Annotated in this window: 22 protein-coding genes; 6 read left to right on the plus strand and 16 right to left on the minus strand. The window is 63.6% G+C overall.

Annotated features, from left to right (window positions below; all coding sequences use genetic code 11):
- Positions 1 to 53 precede the first annotated feature (53 nt).
- The gene (locus tag L6637_RS07530) at positions 54 to 815 is read right to left on the minus strand and encodes a hypothetical protein (RefSeq protein WP_237859135.1); all 762 of its coding nucleotides are present in this window, start codon (positions 813 to 815) and stop codon (positions 54 to 56) included.
- 287 nt (positions 816 to 1102) lie between these two features.
- Between L6637_RS07530 and L6637_RS07535 the strand changes: the two genes are divergently transcribed.
- Both L6637_RS07535 and L6637_RS07540 read left to right on the plus strand, forming a co-directional pair.
- Positions 1103 to 2146 carry an ABC transporter substrate-binding protein gene (locus L6637_RS07535; RefSeq protein WP_237869810.1) on the plus strand — a complete coding sequence of 348 codons (1044 nt, stop codon included), beginning with the start codon at positions 1103 to 1105 and terminating at the stop codon, positions 2144 to 2146.
- Entirely contained in the window at positions 2143 to 4845 is a 2703-nt protein-coding gene (locus tag L6637_RS07540; RefSeq protein ID WP_237869812.1) for a hybrid sensor histidine kinase/response regulator, read from the plus strand. The genes L6637_RS07535 and L6637_RS07540 overlap by 4 nt, the downstream gene beginning before the upstream one ends.
- 643 nt (positions 4846 to 5488) lie before the next feature.
- On the opposite strand, the gene L6637_RS07545 is transcribed toward L6637_RS07540, so the two are convergent.
- The 3 genes from L6637_RS07545 to L6637_RS07550 form a co-directional block, all read right to left on the minus strand.
- Entirely contained in the window at positions 5489 to 5947 is a 459-nt protein-coding gene (locus tag L6637_RS07545; protein WP_237869814.1) for a hypothetical protein, read from the minus strand.
- Between the two features lie 189 nt (positions 5948 to 6136).
- The gene (locus L6637_RS42785; RefSeq protein WP_377802687.1) at positions 6137 to 6436 is read right to left on the minus strand and encodes a CPCC family cysteine-rich protein; all 300 of its coding nucleotides are present in this window, start codon (positions 6434 to 6436) and stop codon (positions 6137 to 6139) included.
- Between the two features lie 16 nt (positions 6437 to 6452).
- A complete protein-coding gene (locus L6637_RS07550) occupies positions 6453 to 7340 on the minus strand; it encodes a LysR family transcriptional regulator (RefSeq protein ID WP_237869816.1) in 888 nt (295 codons plus the stop codon).
- Between the two features lie 130 nt (positions 7341 to 7470).
- Between L6637_RS07550 and L6637_RS07555 the strand changes: the two genes are divergently transcribed.
- A complete protein-coding gene (locus tag L6637_RS07555) occupies positions 7471 to 8409 on the plus strand; it encodes a ring-cleaving dioxygenase (RefSeq protein ID WP_237859141.1) in 939 nt (312 codons plus the stop codon).
- Positions 8406 to 9026 carry an alpha/beta hydrolase gene (locus tag L6637_RS07560; protein WP_237869818.1) on the plus strand — a complete coding sequence of 207 codons (621 nt, stop codon included), beginning with the start codon at positions 8406 to 8408 and terminating at the stop codon, positions 9024 to 9026. The genes L6637_RS07555 and L6637_RS07560 overlap by 4 nt, the downstream gene beginning before the upstream one ends.
- 167 nt (positions 9027 to 9193) lie before the next feature.
- On the opposite strand, the gene L6637_RS07565 is transcribed toward L6637_RS07560, so the two are convergent.
- Positions 9194 to 10195, minus strand: a complete 1002-nt coding sequence (locus L6637_RS07565) for an ABC transporter substrate-binding protein (RefSeq protein WP_237869820.1) — start codon at positions 10193 to 10195, stop codon at positions 9194 to 9196.
- A gap of 586 nt (positions 10196 to 10781) precedes the next feature.
- Positions 10782 to 11717 (minus strand): LysR family transcriptional regulator, encoded by a 936-nt coding sequence (locus tag L6637_RS07570; protein ID WP_237869822.1) that lies wholly within the window; start codon positions 11715 to 11717, stop codon positions 10782 to 10784.
- Between the two features lie 107 nt (positions 11718 to 11824).
- Between L6637_RS07570 and L6637_RS07575 the strand changes: the two genes are divergently transcribed.
- Positions 11825 to 12238 carry a hypothetical protein gene (locus tag L6637_RS07575; protein WP_237859146.1) on the plus strand — a complete coding sequence of 138 codons (414 nt, stop codon included), beginning with the start codon at positions 11825 to 11827 and terminating at the stop codon, positions 12236 to 12238.
- A gap of 62 nt (positions 12239 to 12300) precedes the next feature.
- Here the strand turns inward: L6637_RS07575 and L6637_RS07580 are convergent, their stop codons facing one another.
- The 9 genes from L6637_RS07580 to L6637_RS07620 all read right to left on the minus strand — a co-directional run bounded on the left by L6637_RS07580 (position 12301) and on the right by L6637_RS07620 (position 22849).
- Positions 12301 to 13959, minus strand: coding sequence for a methyl-accepting chemotaxis protein (locus L6637_RS07580; protein ID WP_237869824.1), 1659 nt, complete (start codon positions 13957 to 13959; stop codon positions 12301 to 12303).
- Between the two features lie 83 nt (positions 13960 to 14042).
- Positions 14043 to 14363 (minus strand): plastocyanin/azurin family copper-binding protein, encoded by a 321-nt coding sequence (locus tag L6637_RS07585; RefSeq protein ID WP_237859148.1) that lies wholly within the window; start codon positions 14361 to 14363, stop codon positions 14043 to 14045.
- Positions 14364 to 14382: 19 nt separating this feature from the next.
- Positions 14383 to 15468, minus strand: a complete 1086-nt coding sequence (locus tag L6637_RS07590; protein ID WP_237859149.1) for a cytochrome-c peroxidase — start codon at positions 15466 to 15468, stop codon at positions 14383 to 14385.
- Between the two features lie 469 nt (positions 15469 to 15937).
- Positions 15938 to 17431, minus strand: coding sequence for an ABC transporter substrate-binding protein (locus L6637_RS07595; protein ID WP_237859150.1), 1494 nt, complete (start codon positions 17429 to 17431; stop codon positions 15938 to 15940).
- Positions 17432 to 17489: 58 nt separating this feature from the next.
- The gene (locus tag L6637_RS07600) at positions 17490 to 18494 is read right to left on the minus strand and encodes an ABC transporter ATP-binding protein (protein ID WP_237869826.1); all 1005 of its coding nucleotides are present in this window, start codon (positions 18492 to 18494) and stop codon (positions 17490 to 17492) included.
- A complete protein-coding gene (locus L6637_RS07605; RefSeq protein ID WP_237859154.1) occupies positions 18491 to 19498 on the minus strand; it encodes an ABC transporter ATP-binding protein in 1008 nt (335 codons plus the stop codon). Before L6637_RS07605 ends, L6637_RS07600 begins: the two co-directional genes overlap by 4 nt.
- Before the next feature lie 2 nt (positions 19499 to 19500).
- Positions 19501 to 20394, minus strand: a complete 894-nt coding sequence (locus L6637_RS07610; protein ID WP_237869828.1) for an ABC transporter permease — start codon at positions 20392 to 20394, stop codon at positions 19501 to 19503.
- Positions 20391 to 21341 carry an ABC transporter permease gene (locus L6637_RS07615; RefSeq protein WP_237869831.1) on the minus strand — a complete coding sequence of 317 codons (951 nt, stop codon included), beginning with the start codon at positions 21339 to 21341 and terminating at the stop codon, positions 20391 to 20393. The genes L6637_RS07610 and L6637_RS07615 overlap by 4 nt, the downstream gene beginning before the upstream one ends.
- 86 nt (positions 21342 to 21427) lie before the next feature.
- Positions 21428 to 22849 (minus strand): amidase, encoded by a 1422-nt coding sequence (locus tag L6637_RS07620; protein WP_237870031.1) that lies wholly within the window; start codon positions 22847 to 22849, stop codon positions 21428 to 21430.
- A gap of 123 nt (positions 22850 to 22972) precedes the next feature.
- Between L6637_RS07620 and L6637_RS07625 the strand changes: the two genes are divergently transcribed.
- A complete protein-coding gene (locus tag L6637_RS07625; protein WP_237859448.1) occupies positions 22973 to 23860 on the plus strand; it encodes a LysR family transcriptional regulator in 888 nt (295 codons plus the stop codon).
- A gap of 10 nt (positions 23861 to 23870) precedes the next feature.
- Here the strand turns inward: L6637_RS07625 and L6637_RS07630 are convergent, their stop codons facing one another.
- Positions 23871 to 24803, minus strand: a complete 933-nt coding sequence (locus L6637_RS07630) for a carbohydrate kinase family protein (RefSeq protein WP_237869833.1) — start codon at positions 24801 to 24803, stop codon at positions 23871 to 23873.

Here is a 24803-nt window from a genome sequence, read left to right on the forward strand (position 1 = left end):
GGCATTTGCGCCGATCCACAACCGGGTGGAGAACGACGTGAGAAAGTTCGGGATCAGAACTGGCCGGGCGGAAGCTTGAAGACATCAGGGCTCTTGGCGTCGGCAACGTAGAACAGCAGCAGGCTCGTCGGCGTGAGCACGCGCTGGTTGTTCTCCTTGTTCTCGAACGTGCCCTGGAGCAGCAGGATCACCGAGCGATCCTTGGAATCGCTGCCGCGGAACATCACGATGCCGCCGTTGACCGGCATGTTGACCGCGATGGAATCGGGCTTGAAGCCCTCGCTGAGGAAATGAGCGCGCAGGATGTTGGCGTTGGAGAACAGCTTCTCCGGCGTCATGGCCGCATCGGTCGACTTGGACCAGACCGCGCCGACCTGGATCAGCGACTTCGACTTGTAGCCGAACACGTAGGAGAGCTCGGCGGTGCCGCCGTTCTGCAACAGATCCGGAACGGACATCAGCACGCTGTGGGTCAGCTCGGACGGATTGTCCTGGGCCTTGATGGCGTCGGCCTTCGGGTTGAAGTCCTTGGTTATCGCCGCGCGCACGTCGGCCTCGTTCATGCCGAACTTGGCGGAGCGGAAACCGTCGATCGCCTTGGTCTTGTCGTCGGCGGTGGCGCCCTCGCTCGGGGCTGGCTGTACGGCGGCGCCAGGGGCGGCTGCGGCCGGCGGCGCACCTGCCGCGACCGCCTTCGGCGCGGCCGCGGCCTTTTGCTTGGCAGCCGCGCCTTGAGCCCCCTGGGCCATCAGCGGCCCGGCCGCAACAGTGGTGAAAAGGCCAACCAGGGCCGGCACGAGATAGATTTTGCGCATCGTAGACCTTCGAAAACAAACCTGAAACAACGGCTCAAAAATCGGCAGTTCGCTCAATCGGTTTTCCCGAAACACCGCCTCGTCAGGAAGGGAGATGTTGCAATGCCAGAAGGCCTTGCAAAGCATCACGGACCGGACTTCGATCGAGCCAGCGATTTGCGTAGCAATACGGTATCGGGCTGCCCGTGGCTGCGAATGAACATTCACACGCGCATTTTTTCATCAATTGTGGTTGTTGTCCTTTCGCGTTATGCACATCGCCAGGGACAACTTTTGCGAAACATTTCATGACTGTGCGGCCTGCTCCTGCCTGTGTCGTGGCGGCGGTCGCCCGCCGCGATTTCATCCGGCTTGCGGGCGCAACTGCCGCAGGTTTTTTTGCGCTCGGCGCAACGCCGGATCGCATGCGAATCGTCGCCTCGATCACGGTCCTGCCGCTCGACGACGAGCTGACCAAACGCAACATGAGCGAGAGCTCGACCTCACGCCTCGGTGCGTTGATCGCAGGCTTGCGACAGCGCGGCTGGGTCGAAGGGGTCAATTATCGTTTCGAGGTCCGTTCGAGCTTCGGCGGCCCGGACAAGATGAGAACCGCAGTGCAGGAGCTCGTCGACCTCAAGCCGGACGTTATCCTGACCGGCTCGACCGTCGAGACCGCGGCCGTCATGGCGGCCACCACCACGATCCCGATCGTGTTCGCGACCTCCAACGATCCCGTCGGCAATGGCTTCGTTCAAAGCCTCGCCCACCCCGGCGGCAATGTCACGGGCTTCACCAGCGGCGCCCCCGAGATGGGCGGCAAATGGCTTCAGCTGATCAAGGAGGCGGTGCCTGACATCCAGCGCATCGGCGTCCTGTTCAATCCGGCGAGCACGCCGCGCGCCGGGCGCTATTATCTCGATTCGCTCGAGCAGGAGGCGGCGACATCGGACGTCAAGGTGGATCTTGCGCCCATCGGCACGGCAGCGGAAATCGACGGCGCGATCGCGCGCTTCGCCGAGCCTCCGAAGGCAGCCATGATCTCGCTCGTTGACAGCTTCCTGGTGGTCAATCGGCAAGCCATCGTCGCGACGACGGCGAAGTATCGCGTGCCCATGATCTATCCGTTCCACTACTTCATGGATGCCGGCGGGTTGATGAGCTACGGGCCGACGCTGGAGGTGCGCTCGGCCGACTACGTCGACCTCATCCTGCGCGGCACCAAGGCCGGCGACCTGCCGGTGCAGTCGCCGCGCAAATACGAGCTGTTGATCAACCGCACCGTCGCGAGCGCGCTCGGATTGAAGATCCCGTATACGCTGCTGGCGCGCGCCGACGAGATTCGCGAGTGAATGAACAGGTCGACCAGGGACAATTGCGGACGCCTCCCGGACGGCTGTTCCGCAAATATCTCTACTCGATCGTCGCACTTGCCTTCGCTGCGCTCGCCATCAACACCGGCTTCGACGTCTGGTTCTCCTATCGCGAGCAGAAGCTGCTCCTCGCAGCAACCCAGCGCGAGCAGGCGGCAAGCGCCGCAATCCAGATCGGCCAGTTCATCGGCCAGATCGAAAACCAGATCAGATGGCTCGCCCGTCTGCCTCCGGAGCTCTCGACCAACGAGGATGAGCGCCTGAACGCCATCCGCCTGCTGCGTCTGTCGCCTGCGATCGCCGAACTGACCGAGCTCGACGCACAGGGCCGCGAGCAGGTGCACGTCTCGCGTCGTGTCGCCGACAGGGTCGGCAGCAAGATCGACCGCTCCTCCCTTGCCGCTTTCCGGGGCGCCAATGAAAGCCGAGCCTATTACGGACCGGTCTACTTCTTTGCCGACACCGAGCCTTTCATGACGATCGCCCTGCGCGGGACCGGCCGCGAGCCCAACGTGGTGATCGCCGAGGTCAATCTGCGTTTCATCTGGGACCTCGTCGCCGGGATCAGGGTCGGCAATACCGGCAAGGCCTATGTGGTCGACCGCCTCGGCGTGCTGATCGCACATCCCGATCTGTGGCCGGCGCTGCGCCGCAGCGATCTCTCCGGCCAACCTGACGTGCGCGCCGCTCTCGACGGCGTCGGGCCGCCCTCGGGCGGCCTGATCAAGGAAGATCTGTCCGGTCAGCGCGTGCTTTCGACCTATGCGACGGTCCCCTCGCTCGGCTGGCTTGTGTTCGTCGAGCTTCCGCTCAGCGAAGCCTATGCGCCGATCTACGCCTCGATCGGACGCTCGACGTTCCTGCTCATCGTCCTGCTCGCTGTCGCGGCCCTGGTATCGCTCTGGCTCAGCCGGCGCATGACCGTGCCGATCCAGATGCTGACCCAGGGTGCACGGCGAATCGGCAGCGGCGATCTCGAACAGCGGCTCGCCATCAAGACCGGCGACGAGCTCGAGGCGCTGGGCGACCAGTTCAACCGGATGGCGGCGCATTTGCGCGAGTCCTATGCAACGCTCGAGCGCAAGGTGATCGAACGCACCTCCGAGCTCGAAAAGGCGCGCGATCACGCGCTTGCCGAGCACGATGCGGCCGAGCGGGCGCGCAGCGTCGCGGTTGCGGCCAACGAAACCAAATCGCGCTTCCTCGCCGTGGTCAGCCACGAGCTGCGCACGCCGCTCAACGGGGTCATGGGCGTGCTGCAGCTGCTCGACGACGGCAGGCTCAGTGAAGTCCAGCGCCGCCACCTCGCGACCGCCGCCGCCTCGGGCGAAACACTGATCGCACTGGTGGATGCCATTCTCGAATATGCCCGCCTCGAGGCCAGCGCCGAAACACTGGAGACGCGCGACTTCCGCCTCGACCAGCTGATCGAGACGGCGGCCGATCTGATGCGTCCGCAGGCGTTCGGCAAGGGCCTCTCCTTCGACCTTTCCTGCGATCCGTCAGTCAGCACGTCAGTCCACGGCGACCCCGTCAGGCTCAACCGCATCCTGCTCAATTTGATCGGCAACGCCATTAAGTTCACCCCGAGCGGCGGGATATCCATGCGTGCAACGATCGAGCGCCGTGACGACCAAGCGCTGCTGCGCGCCGTCGTTCGCGACACCGGCATCGGCATTGCGCCCGACATGCACGAACGGATATTCGAGGACTTCGTGCAAGCCGACGACAGCATCGCGCGGCGGTTCGGCGGCACCGGCCTTGGCCTTGCGATCGCGCGCCGGCTGACGCGGCTGATGCGCGGCGACTTGACGGTGGAGAGCATGCCGGGCAACGGCAGCGTGTTTACGCTTGTCGTGCCGCTTGGCGCCGCGGGAAGCAGCATTGTGCAGGGCGCGTTGCCGCCGCCCTCGCGACCGCTGCGCGTGCTGCTGGTCGACGACGACCCCGTCAATTGCGAGGTCGGCGAAGCGATTTTGATCAGGCTCGGCCACCGCGCCGCAATCGCAAGGAATGGCGCGGCCGCCGTCGCGCTCGCCGGAAGCCAGCCGTTCGACGTCGTCCTGATGGACCTGCACATGCCCGACATGGACGGCGTGGAGGCGGCCACGCGCATTCGGCAGCTTCCCTTGCGGCCCATGCCACGGATCATCGTCGTGACCGCCGACGCGTCGCCCAGCACCCGCGAGCGGCTCGCAAGCGCTGATATCACCAAGGTCGTCAGCAAGCCGATCCTGATCAATGCGCTCCGCGAGGCGATCGAGGACGAGCCCGAACACGGCGCGACCGACGCGCCGCTCGTATCAGGGGCGTTGATCGATCGGCACTTTCTCGACGACCAGAAGGAACTGCTCGGCACCAGCCAGATCACGAAGCTGCATCATCTGCTGAGAGAGACCAGCGAAAAGCTGATTGCCGACATCAAAGCGGCCGCCGCGGCCGCCGATCCCAGGCAGCTCGCGCGATCCGCGCACCAGCTCGGCAGCGCGGCGAGCGCGCTCGGCCTTGTCAGCCTGTTCGAGCGCTGCCGCGAGATCGAAGAGGCAGCGCCGTCGATGTCCGCGCCCGACTGCCAGAGCGCCGCGCGCGAACTCGCGGCGCTGCGCGAGGTCTCGATGTGCGCGCTGGACAATATGCTCGCGCCAGCAGAGCAGCGTTCGGCCAGCCGGAACTCGTAGGATGGGTTGAGCTCTTGCGAAACCCATCGCACTTGTTTCGTGATAACGTCGCGCCCTGACAATCTGGCGGAGCGCTATCAGTGGGATGATGGCCGCGGTTGCGGCGATCGCAAGAGATGGGTTCGCAAGGGCTCAACCCATCCTGTGAGCTCCTGTTGGACTCAACAACCGAGGAAGAACCATCATGCATCTTGTTAGGGCAACGACGTGGATCGTTCTCGCAATCCTGACGTCCGCGTCAGTTTCGACGGCTGCGAACGCCGAGACTGACAAGAGGGCAGTCAAACCCGCAGGCGAGGCATGCCGCTCGGCTTGCGAGAAAGATCTGAGAGCCAAGGGGCTCTGGGAAAAGCTGCCTTACGGGACCTGCAGGAAGCGTTGCGGAATGCCGCTCTGAGCGGCCTGTTCTGCAATCAACGGCGACCGGGGGGAGTCCAGAGGTGTGATATGTCTCTCAATGCGCGAGTTCATCGACGGGAAGAAGTAGAAGCCTGTAGGATGGGTTGAGCTCTTGCGAAACCCATCGAACATTTTTCGTGATGACGTCGCGCCATGAGAATCTGGCGGAGCGCTATCAGTCAGATGATGGCCTGCGGCGATCGTGAAGAGATCGGTTTCGCAAGAACTCAACCCATCCTACGAGCTACGCGGTCGCAAGCGCTTTGGCCGATGCACTGGCGTGATCTCGTCGCTCGATGAACCTGCGAGCGCGAGGGACCGGATCGTGTAGATACTGATCTGGTCCTCGCATCTTTCGCTTGTTCAATTCAGCTGTCGAGAGAAGGTCGAAATCGACTCTCTCGATTGCACAGAACCAGCCGCCATGTTGGCTCGTCCAGACCCGCCTGTGATGTTCCAGGAGCCGGTCGCGGATGGAATAGCCGTGATAATCGAATACGATGACGCCGTTGGTCATGTAGACATGAAATCCCAGGAAACCTTCCGCCGGGATAATTCGCTCGGCGTAAAAACCGGGAAGCGGAGGTTGATCCAGGAAAACGCCAGCAAGGATATGACAGGCGCCGTATCCAAAGAAGATGCGGTCCGGCAGCGACCACCGCCGATGCGGATCCCCCTTTATGCCCTGCTTGAGGATATACATCGCGGCCGCTCAACCCTGATTCGTGCTGAGGCAGCGTAGCAGCTCGCAGGATGGCGTTGAACTCTTGCGAAACCCATCGCACATTTTTCGTGATAGCGTCGCGCTATGACAATCTCGCGCAGCGCGATCAGTCAGGTGATGGCCTGCGGCGATCGCGAAGAGATGGGTTTCGCAAGGGCTCAACCCATCCTACCAGCTAGCGCTCTTCTTCTGTGGGAGGTCGAACAGACGCGCGATGTCCGCATCTGAAGCACCGCATTGCTTAAAGTTTTGTCGCGCTCTGATAAGCGATAACGAACCGTTGGGACCACCTCGGACATTGCCTGCATCGTGATCGTCCTGCCCATCGTCCTCCCAGAAGCACACAGGGCAAATCTCAAAGCCGCCCCGCTCGTGCAATGTCCGGAATTGACAGCACGGACACCTGTACGCGGCAGTCGCAGAGTAGGGTTCAATTGTGTTGCGGAATGTCATCCCTGACGACTGCATGTCGATGCGAGACCTGTCAACGCGGTCCAAACCGTTCCACCAGAAAATCGATGAACAGTCGCACCTTCACCGACAGATGCCGCGTCGGCGGATACACCGCGTAGAGCGCGAGCGGCGGCGCGGAATAGTCGTCCAGCACCGTCCGCAGTTCGCCCTTCCGCAAAGCCTCCGCCGCGATGAACTCCGGCAGCAGCGCGAGCCCCCTGCCCTTGATCGCGGCGTCGCGCAACACCTCGGCGTTGTTGACGCAGAGCCACCAGGCCGGCTGGATCCAGTGGTCGCCGTCGGCGCCTGAGAGCTTCCACTGATTGCCTGTCAGCAGGAAGCCGTAGGTGAGCGAGGCATGCGTCCGTAGATCCTGCGGATGCTTTGGCGTGCCGTGGCGCGCGAGATACTCAGGCGAGGCGCAGATCATGCGCGGCACCGGCATGATCTTCCGCGCGATCAGGCTCGACGATTCCAGGTCCGCGATCCGCAGCGTCACGTCAAAGCCGTCCTGCACGGGATCGAGCAGATCGTCGCTGAGCACGATCTGGAGCTGCAGCTCGGGATATTGCGCCATGAAGTCCGCGAGCACGGGCCCGAGCCGCATCGTGCCGAACGACATCGGCGCGTTGACGCGCAGCAGTCCCCGCGGCGCCGATTGGGCCTGCGTCACCGCCTGATCAGCCGCCTCGATCTCCGCGAGGATGACGACCGCGCGCTGGAAATAGCGCTGGCCGTTCTCGGTTGGGCTGGCGTGTCGCGTGGTCCGGTTCAAAAGCTGGACGCCGAGGCTCTCCTCGAGGTCGGCGATGTATTTGCTGATCGCCGAACGCGACAGCCGCAGCTGCCGCCCGGCTTCGGCAAAGCTGCCGCTTTCGACCACCTTCACGAAGGCCCGGAGGCTGGCGACCTTATCCAAGGACCGCCCTCGGCGATTGTTTCCAAATCGTAGACATAGCCGTCATATTTGCATGGATTGTCTCCAATCCAAAGCGGAACAATATTTCCACCCAGAGCAAGACCGCTCCCCGAATTTTTGGAGGACGACAATGTCTGGACTGCACCATGTCACCGCAATTGCCGGCGACCCCATCCGCAATTTCGGCTTCTACACCAGGGATCTCGGCCTGCGCTTCGTCAAGAAGACGGTCAACTTCGACGATCCCGGCACCTATCACTTCTATTATGGCGACGAGACCGGCCGCCCCGGTACCATCCTGACCTTCTTCCCCTGGGCCGGCGTGTCGCAAGGGCGCCGCGGCGTCGGCGAGACCCATCAGACCGCGTTTCGCGTGCCGCAGCGCTCGCTCGGCTATTGGACCCAGCGCTTCATCGAGAAGGGCATCGCCTACGAGGCGCTCGAAAAGCGCTTCGGCGAGTCCGTGCTGCCGTTCACCGATCCTGACGGCATGGCGCTGGCCCTGGTCGGAATTCCCGGCGCCGAAAACGAGCCGGGCTGGAGCAATGGCGACGTGCCTTCAGAGCATGCGATCCGCGGCTTCCACGGTGTGACCTTGCTGCTCGACAGCGCGGCGAAGACGGCTTCCGTCCTCACCGACGTGTTCGGCTTCAAGGAGACGGGCCGCGAAGGCTCCGTGATCCGTTTCAAGGCGCCGGGCGATGCCCAAGGCAGCGTCGTCGACATCTATGAAGCCAAGGGCTTCCTGCGCGGCCATCAGGGCGGCGGCTCGGTGCACCACATCGCCTTCCGCGCGGCTGATGATGCCGAGCAGGGCAAGATGGCGCAAAAGCTTGTCAGCAATCACGGCCTGCATCCGACCGAGCAGCGCGATCGCAACTACTTCCGCTCGATCTATTTCCGCGAGCCCGGCGGCGTGCTGTTCGAGATCGCAACCGACATCCCCGGCTTCGCCGTGGACGAACCCGTCGCGACGCTCGGACGCGACCTGAAGCTGCCGAGCTTCCTCGAACAGCACCGCAAGCAGATCGAGGGCGTGCTGCCGAGCCTGGAAGCGACCGCATCATGACCGAGTTCATCCATCGCTTCGAGCCCGCGACCAGCGCGGGCTCCCCGCCTCTGTTGCTGCTGCACGGCACCGGCGGCGACGAGAACGACCTGCTCGGGCTCGGCAAGATGATCTCGCCAGGCTCCGCCCTGCTCTCGCCGCGTGGCCGCGTGCTCGAGCACGGCATGCCGCGCTTCTTCCGCCGTCTCGCAGAAGGTGTGTTCGACGAGGACGACGTGCGCCGCCGGGCGCTCGAGCTCGGCGACTTCGTCACCGACGCGCGCAAGCAATACGGCATCGCCGCGCCCATCGCGGTCGGCTTCTCCAACGGCGCCAACATCGCAGCCGCGCTGTTGCTGCTGGAGCCCGACGTGCTGGCAGGTGCAGTGCTGCTGCGCGCGATGGTGCCGCTGTCGGATCCGCCCAAGGCCGAGCTCGGCGGCAAGCCCGTTCTGTTGCTGTCCGGCCAGGCCGATCCGATCGTGCCGGCCAGCAATTCGGCCAGGCTTGCGGCGCTGTTGTCGGAAGCAGGCGCGCGTGTCGATCACAAGGTCCTGCCGGCAGGCCACCAGCTGTCGCAGGCCGACGTCACGCTCGCCCGCAACTGGATCGGCAGCGTCGAGGCGAAGGCGGCATGACGCGAGAGGCGGCGCATCGTCTTTGGACGATGCGCCGCTTCGCATCTTCGGAGCAGCGCATCACAAGGGGCCGCGTTCACACAAAAGCCAACGTCGAAGATTCACGAGCGCATACCTGCTAAAGTCCCAATAAGAGACCTATCGAACCTCGATGCGGCTCAATAGTTCTACTCAACAACCTCATCGGCGAGTGCAAGAAGTGATGGAGGTACGGCAATGCCCAGCGACCGTGCCGTCCTCTGGTTGATCACAAGAACGAACTTGCTTGCCTGCAAGATCGGCAGTTCGCCGGGCTTGGCGCCCTTCAAAATCTTTCCCGCGTAGGCCCCTGCGTTGCGCCAACCCTCCATAGGATCGGTCGAGTACGACAAGAGGAGGCCGGCTCGTCCCCATTCGGGGTAGGGACCAAAAGCTGGCCTTCCCGACAACGTCACAAACGACATCACACGCGCCATGTTGCTGAACAATATTGGCTCGCCTGATATGTAGAACGCGCTAACTTCATCCCGCCGACCAGATGCGAAAGCACCTTCCAGATCATCGGGAGTGCGGACATTGTAGAATGTGATTTCAAAACCGGCCTGATCGGCGACCTTCTGCAAGGCTTTCTTTTCCTTGATCAGCAATGGCCCGGTCGATGGGCCTATGATGCCTATCCGTTTCAGGCCGGGGATCAATTCTCTGAAGAACCCCAGACGTTTCTGGGCCATCGTCTCTTCGCCACCTACCGCGTTCATGACATTGCCGGTAATTGATCCGCCAGGATGCACGTAGCTTTGAGCCAAGCCCAACGAAATTGGATCGGCTGCGACTGCCGTGAAAACTATTGGCAGGTCCGGATAGAGTTTGTGGGTCGCGCCTATCCCCATCGACGCTATCACCATGAGGCGCGGCTTAAGTGAGCCCAATTCTTGCACCAGTGGCTCGACGCGATTGAAGTCGCCCTCGAGAAATCGGGCTGCCAGAGAATAGCTAGTACCTTCGATGAGGCCCTCATCCTTGAGCCCCATGCGAAGTGCCGCTAATCTTAATCTCGCGAGGTCAGTATTCTCCTTGATCGGCGCGAGAACCCCTATCACAGGGACCGTGGCTTTCGTCTGCCCGTACGCAATATGCGGCAGCCCGATCACTGCAGTTGCGGTAAGGCTGATAAAGTCTCTCCGGCGCATTGGATTTATCCCGATAAGGTAACGAGGTCTCGTCATCGCTGTCTCTCGAGAACCGTAAATCCCAGGCGGAGCTTGCCGAATGGAAGCGACTTCTGCAACGGGTCACAAAGCGGCATTCCTTGAGGCGGGCCGAATGTCCGCTCACCCCAGCCGAGCAGACAGGCGAGCACATGCCCTATGTCCGATGCCTGCTCGCCGACAAGGTCGCGTAAATCCAGAGCGCCGGCAATCGCCGAGCCCCCGTTTTCACCTGAACCAGTAGCGCGTAGGATGGGTTGAGCCCTTGCGAAACCCATCAAGACTTTCGTCCTCTCAATCGGATGGCATCGACGAGGCTCCGGCCGTCAGGCATGGGTTTCGCAAGAACTCAACCCATCTTCAATCCGACGTCCGCACCATATCGAAGAACGCGCTTGGACTGATCGCCCGTCATCCCTGGGGTAGCGAGCGAGATCGAAGTGAGCGTGGGACGAAGACGACGCCCAATTGCGCACGCGCTTGTCAGAGTGTGCTTGCGGAATGGCACGCGATCATGATCGAAACAAGAACGATGGGTTTCGCAAGGGCTCAACCCATCCTACGCGCTTCACACCACCTTGTCGCCGAGCGCGGCGGGAAGCGTGGCAAGGAACGACATGACGCGCTGTGTGCGCAAGGGTGGGCGGCCGCCGGAGGTGCGCAGCATCCATAGGGGTTCGCCAGACGCGCGCCAGGGCGCAAGCACTTCGACCAGCCGGCCGGCGCGAAGGTCTTCATCGACGAGCCACGCCGGCCCCCAGCCGACCCCAAACCCGTTCACGATCAAAGCGAGCGAAGCGTGCGCGTCGTCGCAAATGTGCTTGGGCTTGGGCGTGACGCGAATGGGTCCCTTGCCGTGCGGGTCGGTGAAACGCCAGGTCAGGATCTGACCGCTCGCGGGATTCCGAAAGCCGACGTGGTCGTGCGCAGAAAGCTCGTATGGACTCGTCGGAACGCCGCGCGCCTTCAGATAGGCAGGCGAGGCGCAAGCGATCCAGGAGAACGTGCAAAGCCGCCGCGCCTTGAGGCCGGGTGCACGGTCGAGGGGCCCTGAGCGGATTGCGATGTCGACGCCTTCCGCCGCGAGATCGAGAATCTCGTTGCGAAATTTGACTTCGATCTCGATTTCCGGCCGTTCCCGCAGGAACGCGGGCAGTCGCGGCAGGATGCAAGCGCGCGCGAACGAGGCAGGGGCAGTCACGCGCACCCGTCCGCCGTCGTCGCGCGCAACTTCGCCAAGCGCGGATTCGACACGGGCGAGACTTTCGAGCAATGCGCGTCCCGCCGCCATCAGCCGGTCGCCCTCTTCGGTCAGCGCCAACGAATGGGTGGAGCGATGCAAAAGCCGCAACCGGCGAGCCTTTTCGAAGCGGGCGACCGCCTTGGACATCGCAGAGGTGGTCGTCCCCGCCCGCCGCGCGGCCTCAGCGAAGGAGCCCGCCTCGACGACACGGACAAAGGCGAGGAGACGCGAGACGTCGGGAGGCAATGTCGTTGTGGACATACAGTCCACATAATCATGGCTACGTGGTCACTACAAGAGCCATTCCCGAACGGCTAGACAGGCAGCGCTAGCGCGCATTCTGCGACGCTGGAAAAGCGGGAAGTCCCATGAACCTCGTCGAAATCACCCTGCAAGCTCTTGACGAAGCGGAGCGCGCGATTCCACCCGGCCAGCCGGTTTATATGCTCAATCTGCTGTGTTTCCGCGCGTATGCGCGTTACGAGGACGGGTTCGACGCCGCGCCCTGCTCGGGCCGCGAAGCCTTTCATGAACGCTATAGGCCGGCATTCCGGCGTCTCGCCGCCGGTAAGCCGCTCGTGCGGATATTTTCCGGACCAGTCCTAACGGGCCTCGTTGGCTCGCCGAGCGAGCGCTGGGACGAAGCGGCGATCAATGAATACGGCGATTTCGCCACCTTCCGCTCGATCGTCGACACCGAGACTTATCGGCGCGAAGTCGCCCCGCATCGGCACGCAGCTCTCGAAGATTTCCGGCTGTTCGCGCTCGCCAAAGCGATGTGAACGCATTGAGGCGACGGCATTTGCATTTGCCTCACCACGGCCGGACTCCTTTGGAGGGAGGCCTACGCCGCCACGTTCGACAGGAAGCGATCCACCGACGAACGCAACTGCGTCGCCTGGCTGGAGAGGTCGTGCGCCGTGGCAAGAACAATGTCGGCCGTGCGGTTGGCGTTGTCAGTCGCCTCCGCCGTCCCGGCGATGCTGCGCGCGACCTGCGCGGTGCCGGAGGCCGCCTGCCCGATATTCCTGGAGATCTCGCCGGCCGCCGCATTCTGCTGGTTGACCGCGGCCGCGATCCGACCGGTGAAGCCATCGATATCGCCGATGATCAACGCAATGGCGCCGACATTGTCGACCGCCTCGCGCGTCGCCGACTGCACCTCGGTGATCTGGTTCGAAATCTCCTCGGTCGCCTTTGCCGTTTGCGTCGCCAGCGCCTTCACTTCGGAGGCAACGACCGCAAAACCCCTGCCCGCTTCACCGGCCCGCGCCGCTTCGATCGTGGCGTTGAGCGCGAGCAGATTGGTCTGGCCGGCGATGGTCCTGATGAAGCCGACAACTTCGTCGATCTGCTGGGCGGCACTGGCGAGCCTGCCGATTGTCTGGTTGGCCGCCTCCGCCATGCCGGATGCACGCTGCACGATGGTGGTCGCATCCGCCAATTGCGACGTGATCGCCTGGACGGATTGGCCGAGCTGACTTGCGGCTGTCGCCACGGTCTGGACGTTGGCCGAAGTCTCTTTCGCCGTCGAAGCCGCTTCGTTCGATTGCGTGCCGGCATTGCGTGCGACGGAGGCGAGGCCCTGTGCCGTATCCGTCAACTCGCCGGTCATGCGCGCGGTGTTGCTCATGACCTCGCTGAAGGCGGACCGGAAGGCATCGATCTCGGCTTCGAGACGCCGCCGGTGAACGGCCTGCTCTGCACTGCTCTGGTCCTTGGCGGCGATCAGGGCGTGATCGTCATCGGCGCGGGTCTTCAGGCTCGCCTGCATGACGGCAAGCGACTTCAGCAGACGGCCGAGCTCGTCGCGGCGACGCACCGCAATGTCATCGGTGAAATTGCCCGCGGCTACGCGCTCGGCAACACGCACAGCCGCGGAGATCGGCCGGCTCATCGAGTACGAGAACGCAAGCGCGATCAACAGCCCGACCGCAACGGTTCCGACGGCGACCGATAGCATCGTGGTGCGGGCCGCATCCACGTCTCTCTCTGCCGCCATTCGATATTCATAGCCGTACGCCGCCACGAGCTCGACGAGATCGTCGATCGACGCCATCAGCCGGTCGCCCTGCTGCGCAAGCAAGAAGCTGGTCGGGATCTCCGTCGCGCCGCCGGGCGACGGCTTCAGGATCTTGAGCGCGGCGGTCGACCAATCCTTGAGCTCTTTTTCGGCCTTCTCGCGCGCGGCGGCAACGTTCGGCGTTGCGGCGCGCTCACGCACCACTTTCAGGTCCTCGACACTGTCGCGGATCAGCCCCTCGAACTTCGAGACGGTTTCGCTGGAGCTGCCGGCGACAAGGGCACGCTGGAGCACCAGCCGCGCGTCGTGCAGCGACGCATGAGCGGAGCGCGCGTGATTGATTCCCATCAATGGGCCGTCATAGAGACGGACCACCATGTCGCCGGAATTGCCGATGGCGCGGATACCGTAGAAGGCGATGCCGCAAGCCAGCAGAAGCACGACGCTGAAGGCACCGAAAATCTTGTAGCGTATCGACATCATCAATCTCCGGCGCTTCGGTAGAGCGTTTTCGAGCGAAATGGATACCGGTTCGCGTGAAGAAAACGCGTCAAACGACAATCCTAATCCGTCACCTTGACCATCATCTTCATGCGCGGATGAATGGCGCAGATCACCTGCACATCGCCTGGCTCCTTGAAGGACACGTCCGTCGAGGTGCCCGGTGCCTGCGATCCCAGATTGAACTCGTTGCCCTTGCTGGCCGACATGATGTTGTGCGGCACCGTGTCGTCGTTCAGGAAGGTGACGGCCTCGCCCTTCTTGACCGTGATGCTCTCGGCGGAGAAGGCGCGGCCTTGCTGATGGATGATTTCGGTCGCGGCATAGGCGCCGACCGAAAAGCCGGCAACGATGACACAGGTGAAGAGAGCGATTGTGCGCATGTGAGAAAACTTTCGAGGGTTAGCGTGGAAGAACCGGCACGGCCGTCGGCCCGAGCTCACTGGTCAAAGTCTTGAGGAATGCGACAAGGTCAGCCTTGTCCTGCGCGGACAGGTCGAGCGGACGCATGAGGTCCGATCGGCTGGGCCGGTCGACACCGGCATGGTCATAGTGATCGATGACCGCTTCCAGCGTGGGGAGCGAACCGTCATGCATGTAAGGGCTGCGGCGAGTGATCTCGCGCAAGCCCGGCGTCTTGAAAGCGTGCTGCATCTTGATGACCCCGGGCAGATATTCGCCGCGGCCGACGTCGGTGCTTGGCAGGCCGATGTCCTGAAAACCCTCGTTGGTGAAGTTCCAGCCCTCGTGGCAGGCCGCGCATTGCGCCTTGCCGTTGAACACGGCGAAGCCGCGCTTGGCCTCTTCGGAAATCGCCTTCTCGTTGCCTTCGATCCAGGCGTCGAACGGTGCCCGTTCCGAGACGACCGTACGCTCATAGGTCGCGATCGCCTGCGCCAGCGTCCTCGGCTTCATGCCTTCGCCCGGGAAGGCTGCGTCGAACATCGGCTTATATTCGGGAATGCTTGCGAGCCGCGTCATGAGCTGGTCGAGCTTCATGTTCATTTCGCCGGGTGACTGGATCGGGCCCAGCGCCTGGTCTTCCAGCGTCGGCAGACGGCCATCCCACATGTAGATCGCGCTCCAGGCCGCGTTGACAATGGTCGGCGAACGGCGACCGAGCTTTGCCATGCCGTGACCGACACCGACCGCAAGCCCGTCGCCCCAGCCGAAACCCGGGCTATGGCAGCTCGCGCACGACTGCGCCGATGTCACCGAGAGGCGCGTGTCGAAATAGAGCTTCTTGCCGAGAGCAGCCTTCTCGGGCGTGAAAGCATTATCCTTGGGGAACGGGATCGTCGCCGGCCTGCGATACAGCGCCTTGAGCGCATCGACACCACCAGGTGCCTTCTGCGTGATCTCGACCTTTCGGCTTTCGCCGACCACAGCGGCGCCAAAACCGATCGTCGCGAAACCGAGAACGCCGAGTGCGGCAGATGCGACAGTCGCAGCGAGCAGCCGCGACCGATGGGAGCCCTGCGTCGGCATGCCAATGTTCCCCAGGAAGGGTGTCATTTGCGACACCGAAAAAAAATTGAAGTAACGCGCGATGAGTTATCGTGATGAAAATACCGGCAATTCGTTAAACAGATCGTACCGGCCACTTTGTTCCACTATCGTTTTTCGGCATTTCAGCAATCAGAAAGTGCGGGAAGAATCAGCAGCCAACGAAGAGTTGCGCGAGCAGCCGTGGAACCGCTCGCGCACCGGCTCGCCACTAACAAATGTTAGTGGGGTCGCGCAGTTCGGAATTTCCTATTGTGGCATTATGCCGGTGTTTTGCCCGACGGAGCAAGCAATTTCGTTAAGTCCGAAATTTTACCAACCCTTTCAAACCCGTCTCTACGGTGCATGGGGTTGTTTTCGAACGATGGTTTGGCGGGCCAAACGAAAGGCCTCTTCCCGCGGGGGAAGAGGCCTTTGCAAGAAGCGACAGCTTCGACTGCCGACGCGGTCGCTACTCCCAGGACCAGGCTGAGAAATCGTTCTCGAACTGCGGAACTTCCTTCCAGACGCCCTTCAGCTTCTTGTTGATGACCGTCGGCCATTGCGGCTGGAACAGGAAGCCGGCCACCGCATCGGTCGCCAGCATCTTCTGGGCATCGCCGAGCAGCTTGGCGCGGCCGGCCTCGTCAGGCGTCGACACGATTTGCTTGTAGAGCGCGTTGAACGCCTCGTTGTTGTAGCCGAGATAGAAGTCGGGTTCGGTCAGCTTGACGAGATCGAACGGCTCGACATGCGAGACGATGGTGAGGTCGTAATTGTGCGGACCGTTCGGCGCGAACGCCTGCGACAGCCACTGCGCCCACTCGACGTTCTCGATCTTGGCGTTGATCCCGACCTTGGCGAGCTGGGCTGCCAGGATCTCGCCGCCCTGCCGCGCGTAAGGCGGCGGCGGCAGCTTCAGGCTGAGCTCGAGCGGCGTGGTGATGCCGGCCTCCGTCAGCAGCTTCTTCGCCTTCTCGGGGTCATAGGGGTTGATCGCGGTGGTGTCGACATAGCCGAGCGAGCCCGGTGTGTAGAAGCTGCCGATCGGCGTGCCGAAACCTTCGACTGCGCCGTCGATCATCGCCTTGCGATCGATGGCGGCGAGGATCGCGCGGCGCACGCGGACGTCGTCGAGCGGCTTCTTCTTCTCGTTGATGGCGACGATGGTCTTGGCCTTGGAGCCGCCGATCAGCACGGTGAAGCGCGGATCGCTCTTGAATTGCGCAACGCCGCGGGTGGTGACGCGCGGGAACGCATCGACGTCACCGGACAGCAGCGCAGCGATCTGCGCGGCGGGATCGCCGATAAAGCGGATCGTCACCTTGGACAGCTTGATCGCCGAGGCGTTGCGATAATCGGCCCATTTGTTCAGCGTGAGCGAGGAGCCCTTGACCCATGCGCCCAACTGATACGGCCCGGTGCCGATCGGCTGCGTCACGTTGGTGGCCGCGCTCTTCGGCTCGACGATGGAGGCGCTCGCCTGCCCCATCAGGAACGGCAGGTTCGGCTCGGGATATTTCAGCGTGAGCGCGACGGTGTTGGCGTCAGGCGCGTCGATCTTCTCGATCGCCTGGAACAGGCTCTTGTCCTTGTTGGTGCTGTTCGCGGCCGCGTTGCGCTCGAACGAGAACTTCACCGCGGCGGAATCGAAGGCCTCGCCGTTCTGGAATTTGACGCCCTTGCGCAGCTTGAACGTATAGGTCTTCAGGTCGGGCGATGCGGTCCAGCTCTCGGCGAGCAGCGGCGAGACCGAGCCGTCCTCGTTGATCTTGGTCAGGGTCTCGTAGATGTTGTAGAGCGTGACCTCGGCGATCGCGGCGGCGGCCGCGTTGGTGGGATCGAGCCCCGGCGGCTCCAGCGTCATGCCCATAACGACGCTGTCCTTCTTGCTCTGCGCCAGCACCGGCAGCGGCGCCGCAGCCAACGCTGCGGCAAATGCGACGATCGATAGCTTCTTCAACATGCCCAACTCCCCGGCCTTCTTCTGTGCTTTTGAGACTACGCCAATTCCGTAGCCGACACTAACCTTCCATGGCCGCCTGCGGCAATGCCATCACGGCCTCCGCCTTGTGGCAGGCGGCGAGATGTCCCTCGCCCACCCTGCGTAGCAAGGGCGGAACCTCGCGGCAATGCTGGTCCGCGAGCGGACAGCGCGCCACATAGGGGCATCCGGTCGCAGCCGCCGATTGCGAGGCGATCGCCTGGGCGCCGCGCCGCCGCCGGCCGCCACCGGGTCGTGCCCGCGGCACGGCATCCAGCAGCGCCCGCGTATAGGGATGGGCGCAGCGCTCGAACAGATCCTCCGGCCGCCCCTGCTCGACGACCCGGCCGAGATACATCACCGCGACCTCGTCGCAGAGATAATCGACCACGGCGAGGTCGTGGCTGATCAGGATGTAGCTGAGGCCGAACTGCTCCTGCAGGTCCTGCATCAGGTTGAGGACCTGTGCCTGCACGGAGACGTCGAGCGCGGAGACCGGCTCGTCGGCGACAATCAGCTTGGGTTGCGTGATCAGCGCCCGCGCAATGGCGATGCGCTGGCGCTGGCCGCCGGAGAATTCGTGCGGATATTTGTCCATGTCCGCATCGCGCAAACCTACCTGCTTCAACACCGCGGCAACGCGGGCGCGGAACGTCGTGCGGTCGGCATCGTCGAGCACCGTAAGCGGCTCGGCGACGATGCGCGCAATGGTCTGCCGCGGGTCGAGCGATCCGTAAGGGTCCTGGAACACCATCTGGAAATCGCGCCGGGCACGGCGCAACTCGTCAGGAGAGATGCGGTTGAGATCGCGACCGAGCAGCGTGACCTCGCCCGCAGTCGGCCGCTCGAGCGCCATCACCACCCGCGCGAAGGTCGACTTGCCCGAGCCGGATTCGCCGACAATGCCGAGGCTCCTGCCGGCCTGGACCTGCACGCTGACGCCGTTGAGCGCACGCACTTGGCCGGGCGGACGGAACAGGCTTTCACGCGGCAGCGTGTAGCGCTGCTCGAGATCCTTGACATCAAGAAGCGGTGCGGCGGTCATGCGGAGAGCGCCCCGACATTCGCAGCCATGGAGACATCAGTCCTGGTGCAGCGCACGACGTGACCGGCCCCGACCTTAATCATCGGCGGCATCGCGGCGCGACACTGATCGATTGCCAGTGGACAGCGATCAGCGAAGGCGCAGCCGACAGGCAGATCGGCGAGCTCCGGCACCGTGCCCGAGATCGTCGTCAGCCTTGTCCCCTTGCGCGCGCCGAGCTTTGGGCGGGCGCGGAACAGGCCCTGCGTGTAGGGATGGCCCATGCGGCGGAACACCTCGTCGGTCGGCCCGCTCTCGACGACCGTGCCGCCATACATCACCATCATGCGCTGCACGTTCTCGGCGATGACGCCGAGATCGTGCGAGATCAGGATCATCGACATGCCCCGCTCCTCGACGAGGTCGGCGATGAGGTCGAGGATCTGGCCCTGGATGGTGACGTCGAGCGCGGTGGTTGGCTCGTCCGCGATCAACAGATCGGGCTCGCACGCGAGCGCCATCGCGATGGTGACACGCTGGCGCTGGCCGCCGGAGAACTGGTGCGGATAGGCATCGATGCGTTTTGCGGGATCGGGCAGCCCGACGCGGTCGAGCAACGCGATCACTTCCTTGCGCGCCTGCGCGGCGGAATATCTCTTGTGCCGCCGCAAAGGTTCTGCAACCTGATGGCCGATCGTGTGCATCGGGTTGAGCGCCGTCATCGGCTCCTGGAAAATCATGCTGATGCGATTGCCGCGCAACTTGCAATAATCCGCATCCGGCAGCCGCGCGAGCTCGTTACCATCAAGCTTGACGCTGCCGGTGACAACTGCACTCTCAGGCAGCAATCCCATCAGCGACAGCGCCGTCACCGATTTGCCGCAGCCGGATTCGCCGACAAGCCCGAGCGTCTCGCCGCGTTTCAGCGCAAAGCTGACACCGCGCACGGCCTGTGCCGGGCCGCGGCTGGTGTTGAGGCGGACGCCGAGATTGTCGACCTCGATCAGGCTTGCGGGATCAGCCATCGTCACCGCTCCCGCGCCAGCCGGGGATCGAGCAGATCGCGCAATCCATCGCCGAGCAGATTGAGGCCGAGCACCGCGATTGCGATCGCCGCGCCCGGATAGACCGCCAGCATCGGCGACTGGAACAGCATGGTCTGCGCATCGTTCAGCATGCGGCCCCAGGACGGCTGCGGCGGCTGCGTGCCGAGGCCGAGATAGGACAAAGCGGCTTCAGCAAGGATCGCGAGCGCGAACTGGATGGTCGCCTGCACGATCAGGATCGAGAGAATATTCGGCAACACATGCTCGATGGTGATGCGGAACGCCCCCTTCCCTGAGGCGCGCGCGGCCAGCACGAATTCGCGCGCCCAGATCGCATTCGCCGAGCCGCGCGTCAGCCGGGTCAAGGTCGGGATCTGGAAGATGCCGATCGCGATGATCGAGGTCACCATGCCCGGCCCTGCGACGGCGGCGAGCATGATCGCCGAAAGCACTGCCGGAAAGGCAAAGGTGAAGTCGGAGAAGCGCATGATGATCTCTTCGGTCCATCCACGCTTGGCCGAGGCCATCAGGCCGAGACAGACGCCGAAGGAAAGACCGATACTGACCGCGATGATGCCGACCAGGATGGTCGAGCGGGCGCCTGCGAGCAGCAGCGAGACGATATCGCGGCCGAAGGAATCGGTGCCGAGCCAGTGCGCCGACGACGGCGGCCGGAGCTTCGAGGCGATGTCGATCTCGTACGGCGACCACGGCGTCCACACCAGCGAGAGCAGCGCCGATACGACTACCAGGAGGCTGAGCGCTCCGCCCAGCACGAAGCTGCGATGGCGCAGCGCACGACCCCAGAAGCCCCTCGCCGCCAAGGGGCGCGTTGCGACCGGCGCATCAATGGATGTGGTCAGGGGCGAGCTCACAGGTCGTGCACCTTGATGCGGGGATCGATAAAGGCATAGAGCACGTCAACCACGAAATTGACGATGACCACCATGGCCGCCAGCAGCATAACGCAATTGCGCACCACGATGAGGTCGCGGTTGGCGATCGACTGGAAGATCAGCCGGCCGAGGCCCGGCAGGTAGAACACGTTCTCGATCACAATGGTGCCGGCCAGCAGGTTGGCGAATTGCAAGCCCATCACCGTCATCACGGGGATCATGGCATTGCGCAGCACGTGGCTCCACAGCACCTCGCGCTTGCCGAGTCCCTTCGCACGTGCCGTTCGGACGAAATCTTCGCGCAACACTTCGAGCACGGCTGAGCGGGTGACGCGGGCAAGGATTGCGGCCTGCACCACGGCCAGCGAGATCGACGGCAGCAGCAGCGATTTGACGCCAAGCCAGATGCCGTCGTCCCAGCCGGCAAAGCCGCCTGCGGAGAGCCATTGCAGCCGCACAGCGAACAGCAGCACCAGAAGGATCGCGAACCAGAAATTCGGCAGCGCGATGCCGATCTGGGTCAACGACATCACACCGACATCGCCGAGCTTGTTGTGATTGGCGGCGGTGTAGATGCCGGCCGAGAGCGCCAGCACCACCGTGATCAGCATCGACATGATCGCGAGCGGAATGGTCAGCACCAGCCGCTCAGCGATCAGGCTGGCGACCGGTGTGCCGTAGACATAGGAATTGCCGAGATCGCCGACGACGAGCCCTTTGATCCATTGCAGGTAGCGGACCGCCAGCGGCTGGTCGAGCCCGAACTTGACAGTGAGCGCGCGGACCGCGTCGGCCGACGCATCTGCGCCCATCAGCATCTGCGCGGCATTGCCCGGCAGCGCATCCAGCACCAGGAAAATGATCACGGATGCGCCGACCAGCGTCGCCAGCAGCGTCAGGACACGTCGGAGGACAAATACGCTCATGCGCGGTCGGGCTCAGGGCTCATCAGCGGGCACGATCAACATGTCCGGACGCCGGACGCAAGTCCTTTGCTGGCCGGCGCATGCCGTCATTTCGGCCGGCGGGCGAGAAGATCGTGCGAGGCCTCGAACAGCGCGCTCGCCCGCAGCAATTCCGCATCGTCCCGGAAGCGGCCGACGAGCTGAAGCCCGATCGGCAGCCCGTCGCGGCCGAAGCCGCAGGGCAGACTGATCGCTGGGTGGCCGGTCATGTTGAACGGCATGGTCCAGGGGAACCAGTGCGGCCGGACGCTGTCAAATTGCACCCCATCGATCTCGATTTTGCCGAACAGGTCCTGGTCGATCGGCAGCGCGGTGCGGGTGATCGTCGGCATCGCCAGCAGATGCCCGCGCGCAAGCAGGGATTGCACCCGGCGGAACAGCGCCGTGCGCGCGAACATCGCCTCCTGATAGGCGACGCCGCTGACATTGGTGGCAAGTGCGACCTGCCTGACGAAGGCCTCGCTGAGCACTTCGCCATGCTCGGCCACGAGCTTGGCGAAACGCGTGCGCCAGACCGTGTGGTTGATGGCACGCCAGATCGGCTCGATATCAAAGCCCGCGCCGGAGAATTCCTCAAGTTCAGCCCCGAGGCCAGCGAGTCGGTCGAGGCTGGCCTTGAAGGCGGCGGCGACATCGATGGATACTGGACGTCCGGGCGGCGAAGCGCAGAACAGGATCTTCTGTCCGCGCAAATCGCCGCGCGGGGCAGCGGAGCCGATGAAATCGGGCGCGGGCATGCCGATCGACCAGGGATCGCAAGCATCCTCACCGGCCATCGCCTGCATCATCAGGGCGGTGTCGGCGACCGTGTGCGTGGTCGGCGTGACATAGGTCTGGTTACTGAACACGTCCAGCGCCTGGCTGTGCGCGATCACGCCGTTGCTCTGCTTCAGGCCGACCACGCCGTTGCAGGCGGCGGGAATCCGCGTCGAGCCGCCGCCATCGGTCGCGATCGCCAAGGGCGCGATGCCACTCGCGACCGCCACAGCCGCGCCGCCGCTGGAGCCGCCGGACGAGCGCTCCGCGCTCCAGGCGTTGCGGGTGCGGCCGAACAGGGGGGAATCGGTCAGGCACTTGCTGCCGAACTCTGGCGTCGTCGTCTTGCCGACCAAGATCGCGCCTTCGCTGCGCAGCTTTGCCACCGCGACGGCATCCTCGGCGGGCACATTGTCTTTGTAAGGAACAGCGCCGAAGGTGGTCTTCACGCCCTTGGTGTTGACGATGTCCTTGACAGTAACAGGGATACCATGAAGCAGGCCAAGCGGCTCGCCTGACATGACCTTGCGCTCGGCCTGGCGGGCTGCTTCCATCGCTTCGTCGCCGCATAGCGTGATGAAGCAGTTCAACTTGGGCTGGAGCGCCTCGGCGCGCGCAAGCACGGCGCGGGCGACCTCGACGGGGGAAATCTGCTTATTCGCAATCAGCGGACGCAATTCGCTTGCGGACAGCAGGCAGGGATCGCCGTTCATCGTCACATCATGCTCCGAAGCGGACCGCCGTTGGCCCAATGCATTGACATTGAGAATGACAGTTTTGTTAACTCGAGGTCCAATACGTTTTTGGTGGTCAACCCATACGATTTCGGTATGCCTATGGATCTTCGCCGGCTCCGCTATTTCGTCGCCGTGGCCGAGGCGCGCAGCGTCGGCAAGGCCGCTGAACGGCTGCGGATGGCGCAGCCGCCACTCTCGGTCCAGATCCGCAAGCTCGAAGCCGAAATCGGCGCGCCGCTATTCCACCGCGGCACGCGCGGCATGGACCTGACAGAGGCGGGCCAGGCCCTGCTGACGCGGGCCGGCGAGGCGCTGGCGCTTGCGGCCGACGGCATCGAAGCCGCGCGCGCGGTCGCGGCCGGCCGACGCGGCAGGATCTCGGTGGGTTACATGTTCGTGCTGGCCAACGCTGTGCTGCCGCGGCTGATCCCGGAGTTGCGGCGATCCATGCCCGGCGTCGATCTCGACTTCGTCGACCTCACCGCATCGACGCGCGAGGCGCGGCTACTGGATCGCAGCGCCACGGTCGCACTGTGCATGCCAGCGATCCACCATCCCGAAATCCAGGTTGCACGGATCGGTGCCCAGCGCTTCATGCTTGCGCTGCCGAACCGCTCGCCGCTTGCGCGGATCGGCGCCGTGCCGATGGCACGATTGCAGGGCCGTCCGCTGATTGCGCTGCCGCCGCCGGAGCGCGATCCCGCCTCCTCCGCAGTCGCAGCCCTGCTCCGGCGGCATCAAATCGTAATGCCGATCGCAAGCCGGGTAGAGACGGTGAATTCGGCAATGAGTCTGGTTCTCGCCGGTGAAGGTCTTGCGATCCTGCCGGCCTGCGCCAAGCTCGGCGCGCCGCGCGGCATTGTGTTCCGGCCGCTGCGCGATGCCACAGATACCATCGACATCGCCGCGTGCTGGCGGCGGGATTCGCAGAGCCCGCTGATCCCAAGGTTTCTGAAATGTGCGGAGAAGGTCGTCGCGCGCCTGTAACGCGGACTAATCAACTCCAGCTGATCTCGTGGCTCCAGGGCGGATCGGCGCCCGGACGGGTGCAGGTCAGGCCGGCGCACCTGGCGGCAAAGGACAACGCCCGACGAAGCTCGTCGGTGCTGATGTCCTTGAGTTGCTGTCTGGCGAGACGGCCCTGTTTGTACAGCGCGAACAGCAATGCGGCTTGAAAGCTGTCACCGGCGCCGATGGTATCGGCGACCACGACCTTCGGCGCCTCGACCTCGATCTGACCCGTCTTCGCATGCCAGGCGATAGCGCCGTTGTTGCCGCGGGTGATGACGACAAGGCTCGGGCCCTGCCCCAGCATCGCGCCCGCGCGCTGCTGATACGGCTCCTCGCCGAAGAGATAGGAGAAGTCGACATCCGACATCTTGATGAGATCGGCGCTGCCTGCGAACTCCGCCATGCGGGCGAGATAGGCCGGTTTATCCTTGACCAGATTGGGCCGGCAGTTCGGATCGAAGGAGATCGTCGACGTCGCCCTCGCGTCCGCAATTAAAGCTTTGGTCTCGGCGGCGCCCCGATCGTTGACAAGCGTGGTTGAGCCGACATGAACAGCTTCCACCGTGTCGAACGGAATGGTCGCGCGCCGAAACGTCCAATTCCGCGTCGCGGTCTCGGCGTCGTAGAAGGCATAGTGCGACTCGCCGGCGACGATGCGGACAAAAGCGAGAGTGGTCTGGTGATCGCTGCGCGTGGCGAAACCAAGCTCGACATTCGACCCGGCCGCATGGTCGGCGATCATACGCCCGAACATGTCGTTCGAGATGCCACCGACAAAACCGGTCGGGGCGCCGAGCCGCGCGATCCCGATCGCGACGTTGAGACAGGAGCCGCCGACCGCTGGCATCACCGCTTCGCGGCCGTCGGCATTTTTCGTTGGCACAAAATCGATCAGTGCATCGCCGCAAGAAATCAGCAT

The organism is Bradyrhizobium zhengyangense, assembly GCF_022012435.1.
Lineage (GTDB): Bacteria > Pseudomonadota > Alphaproteobacteria > Rhizobiales > Xanthobacteraceae > Bradyrhizobium > Bradyrhizobium zhengyangense.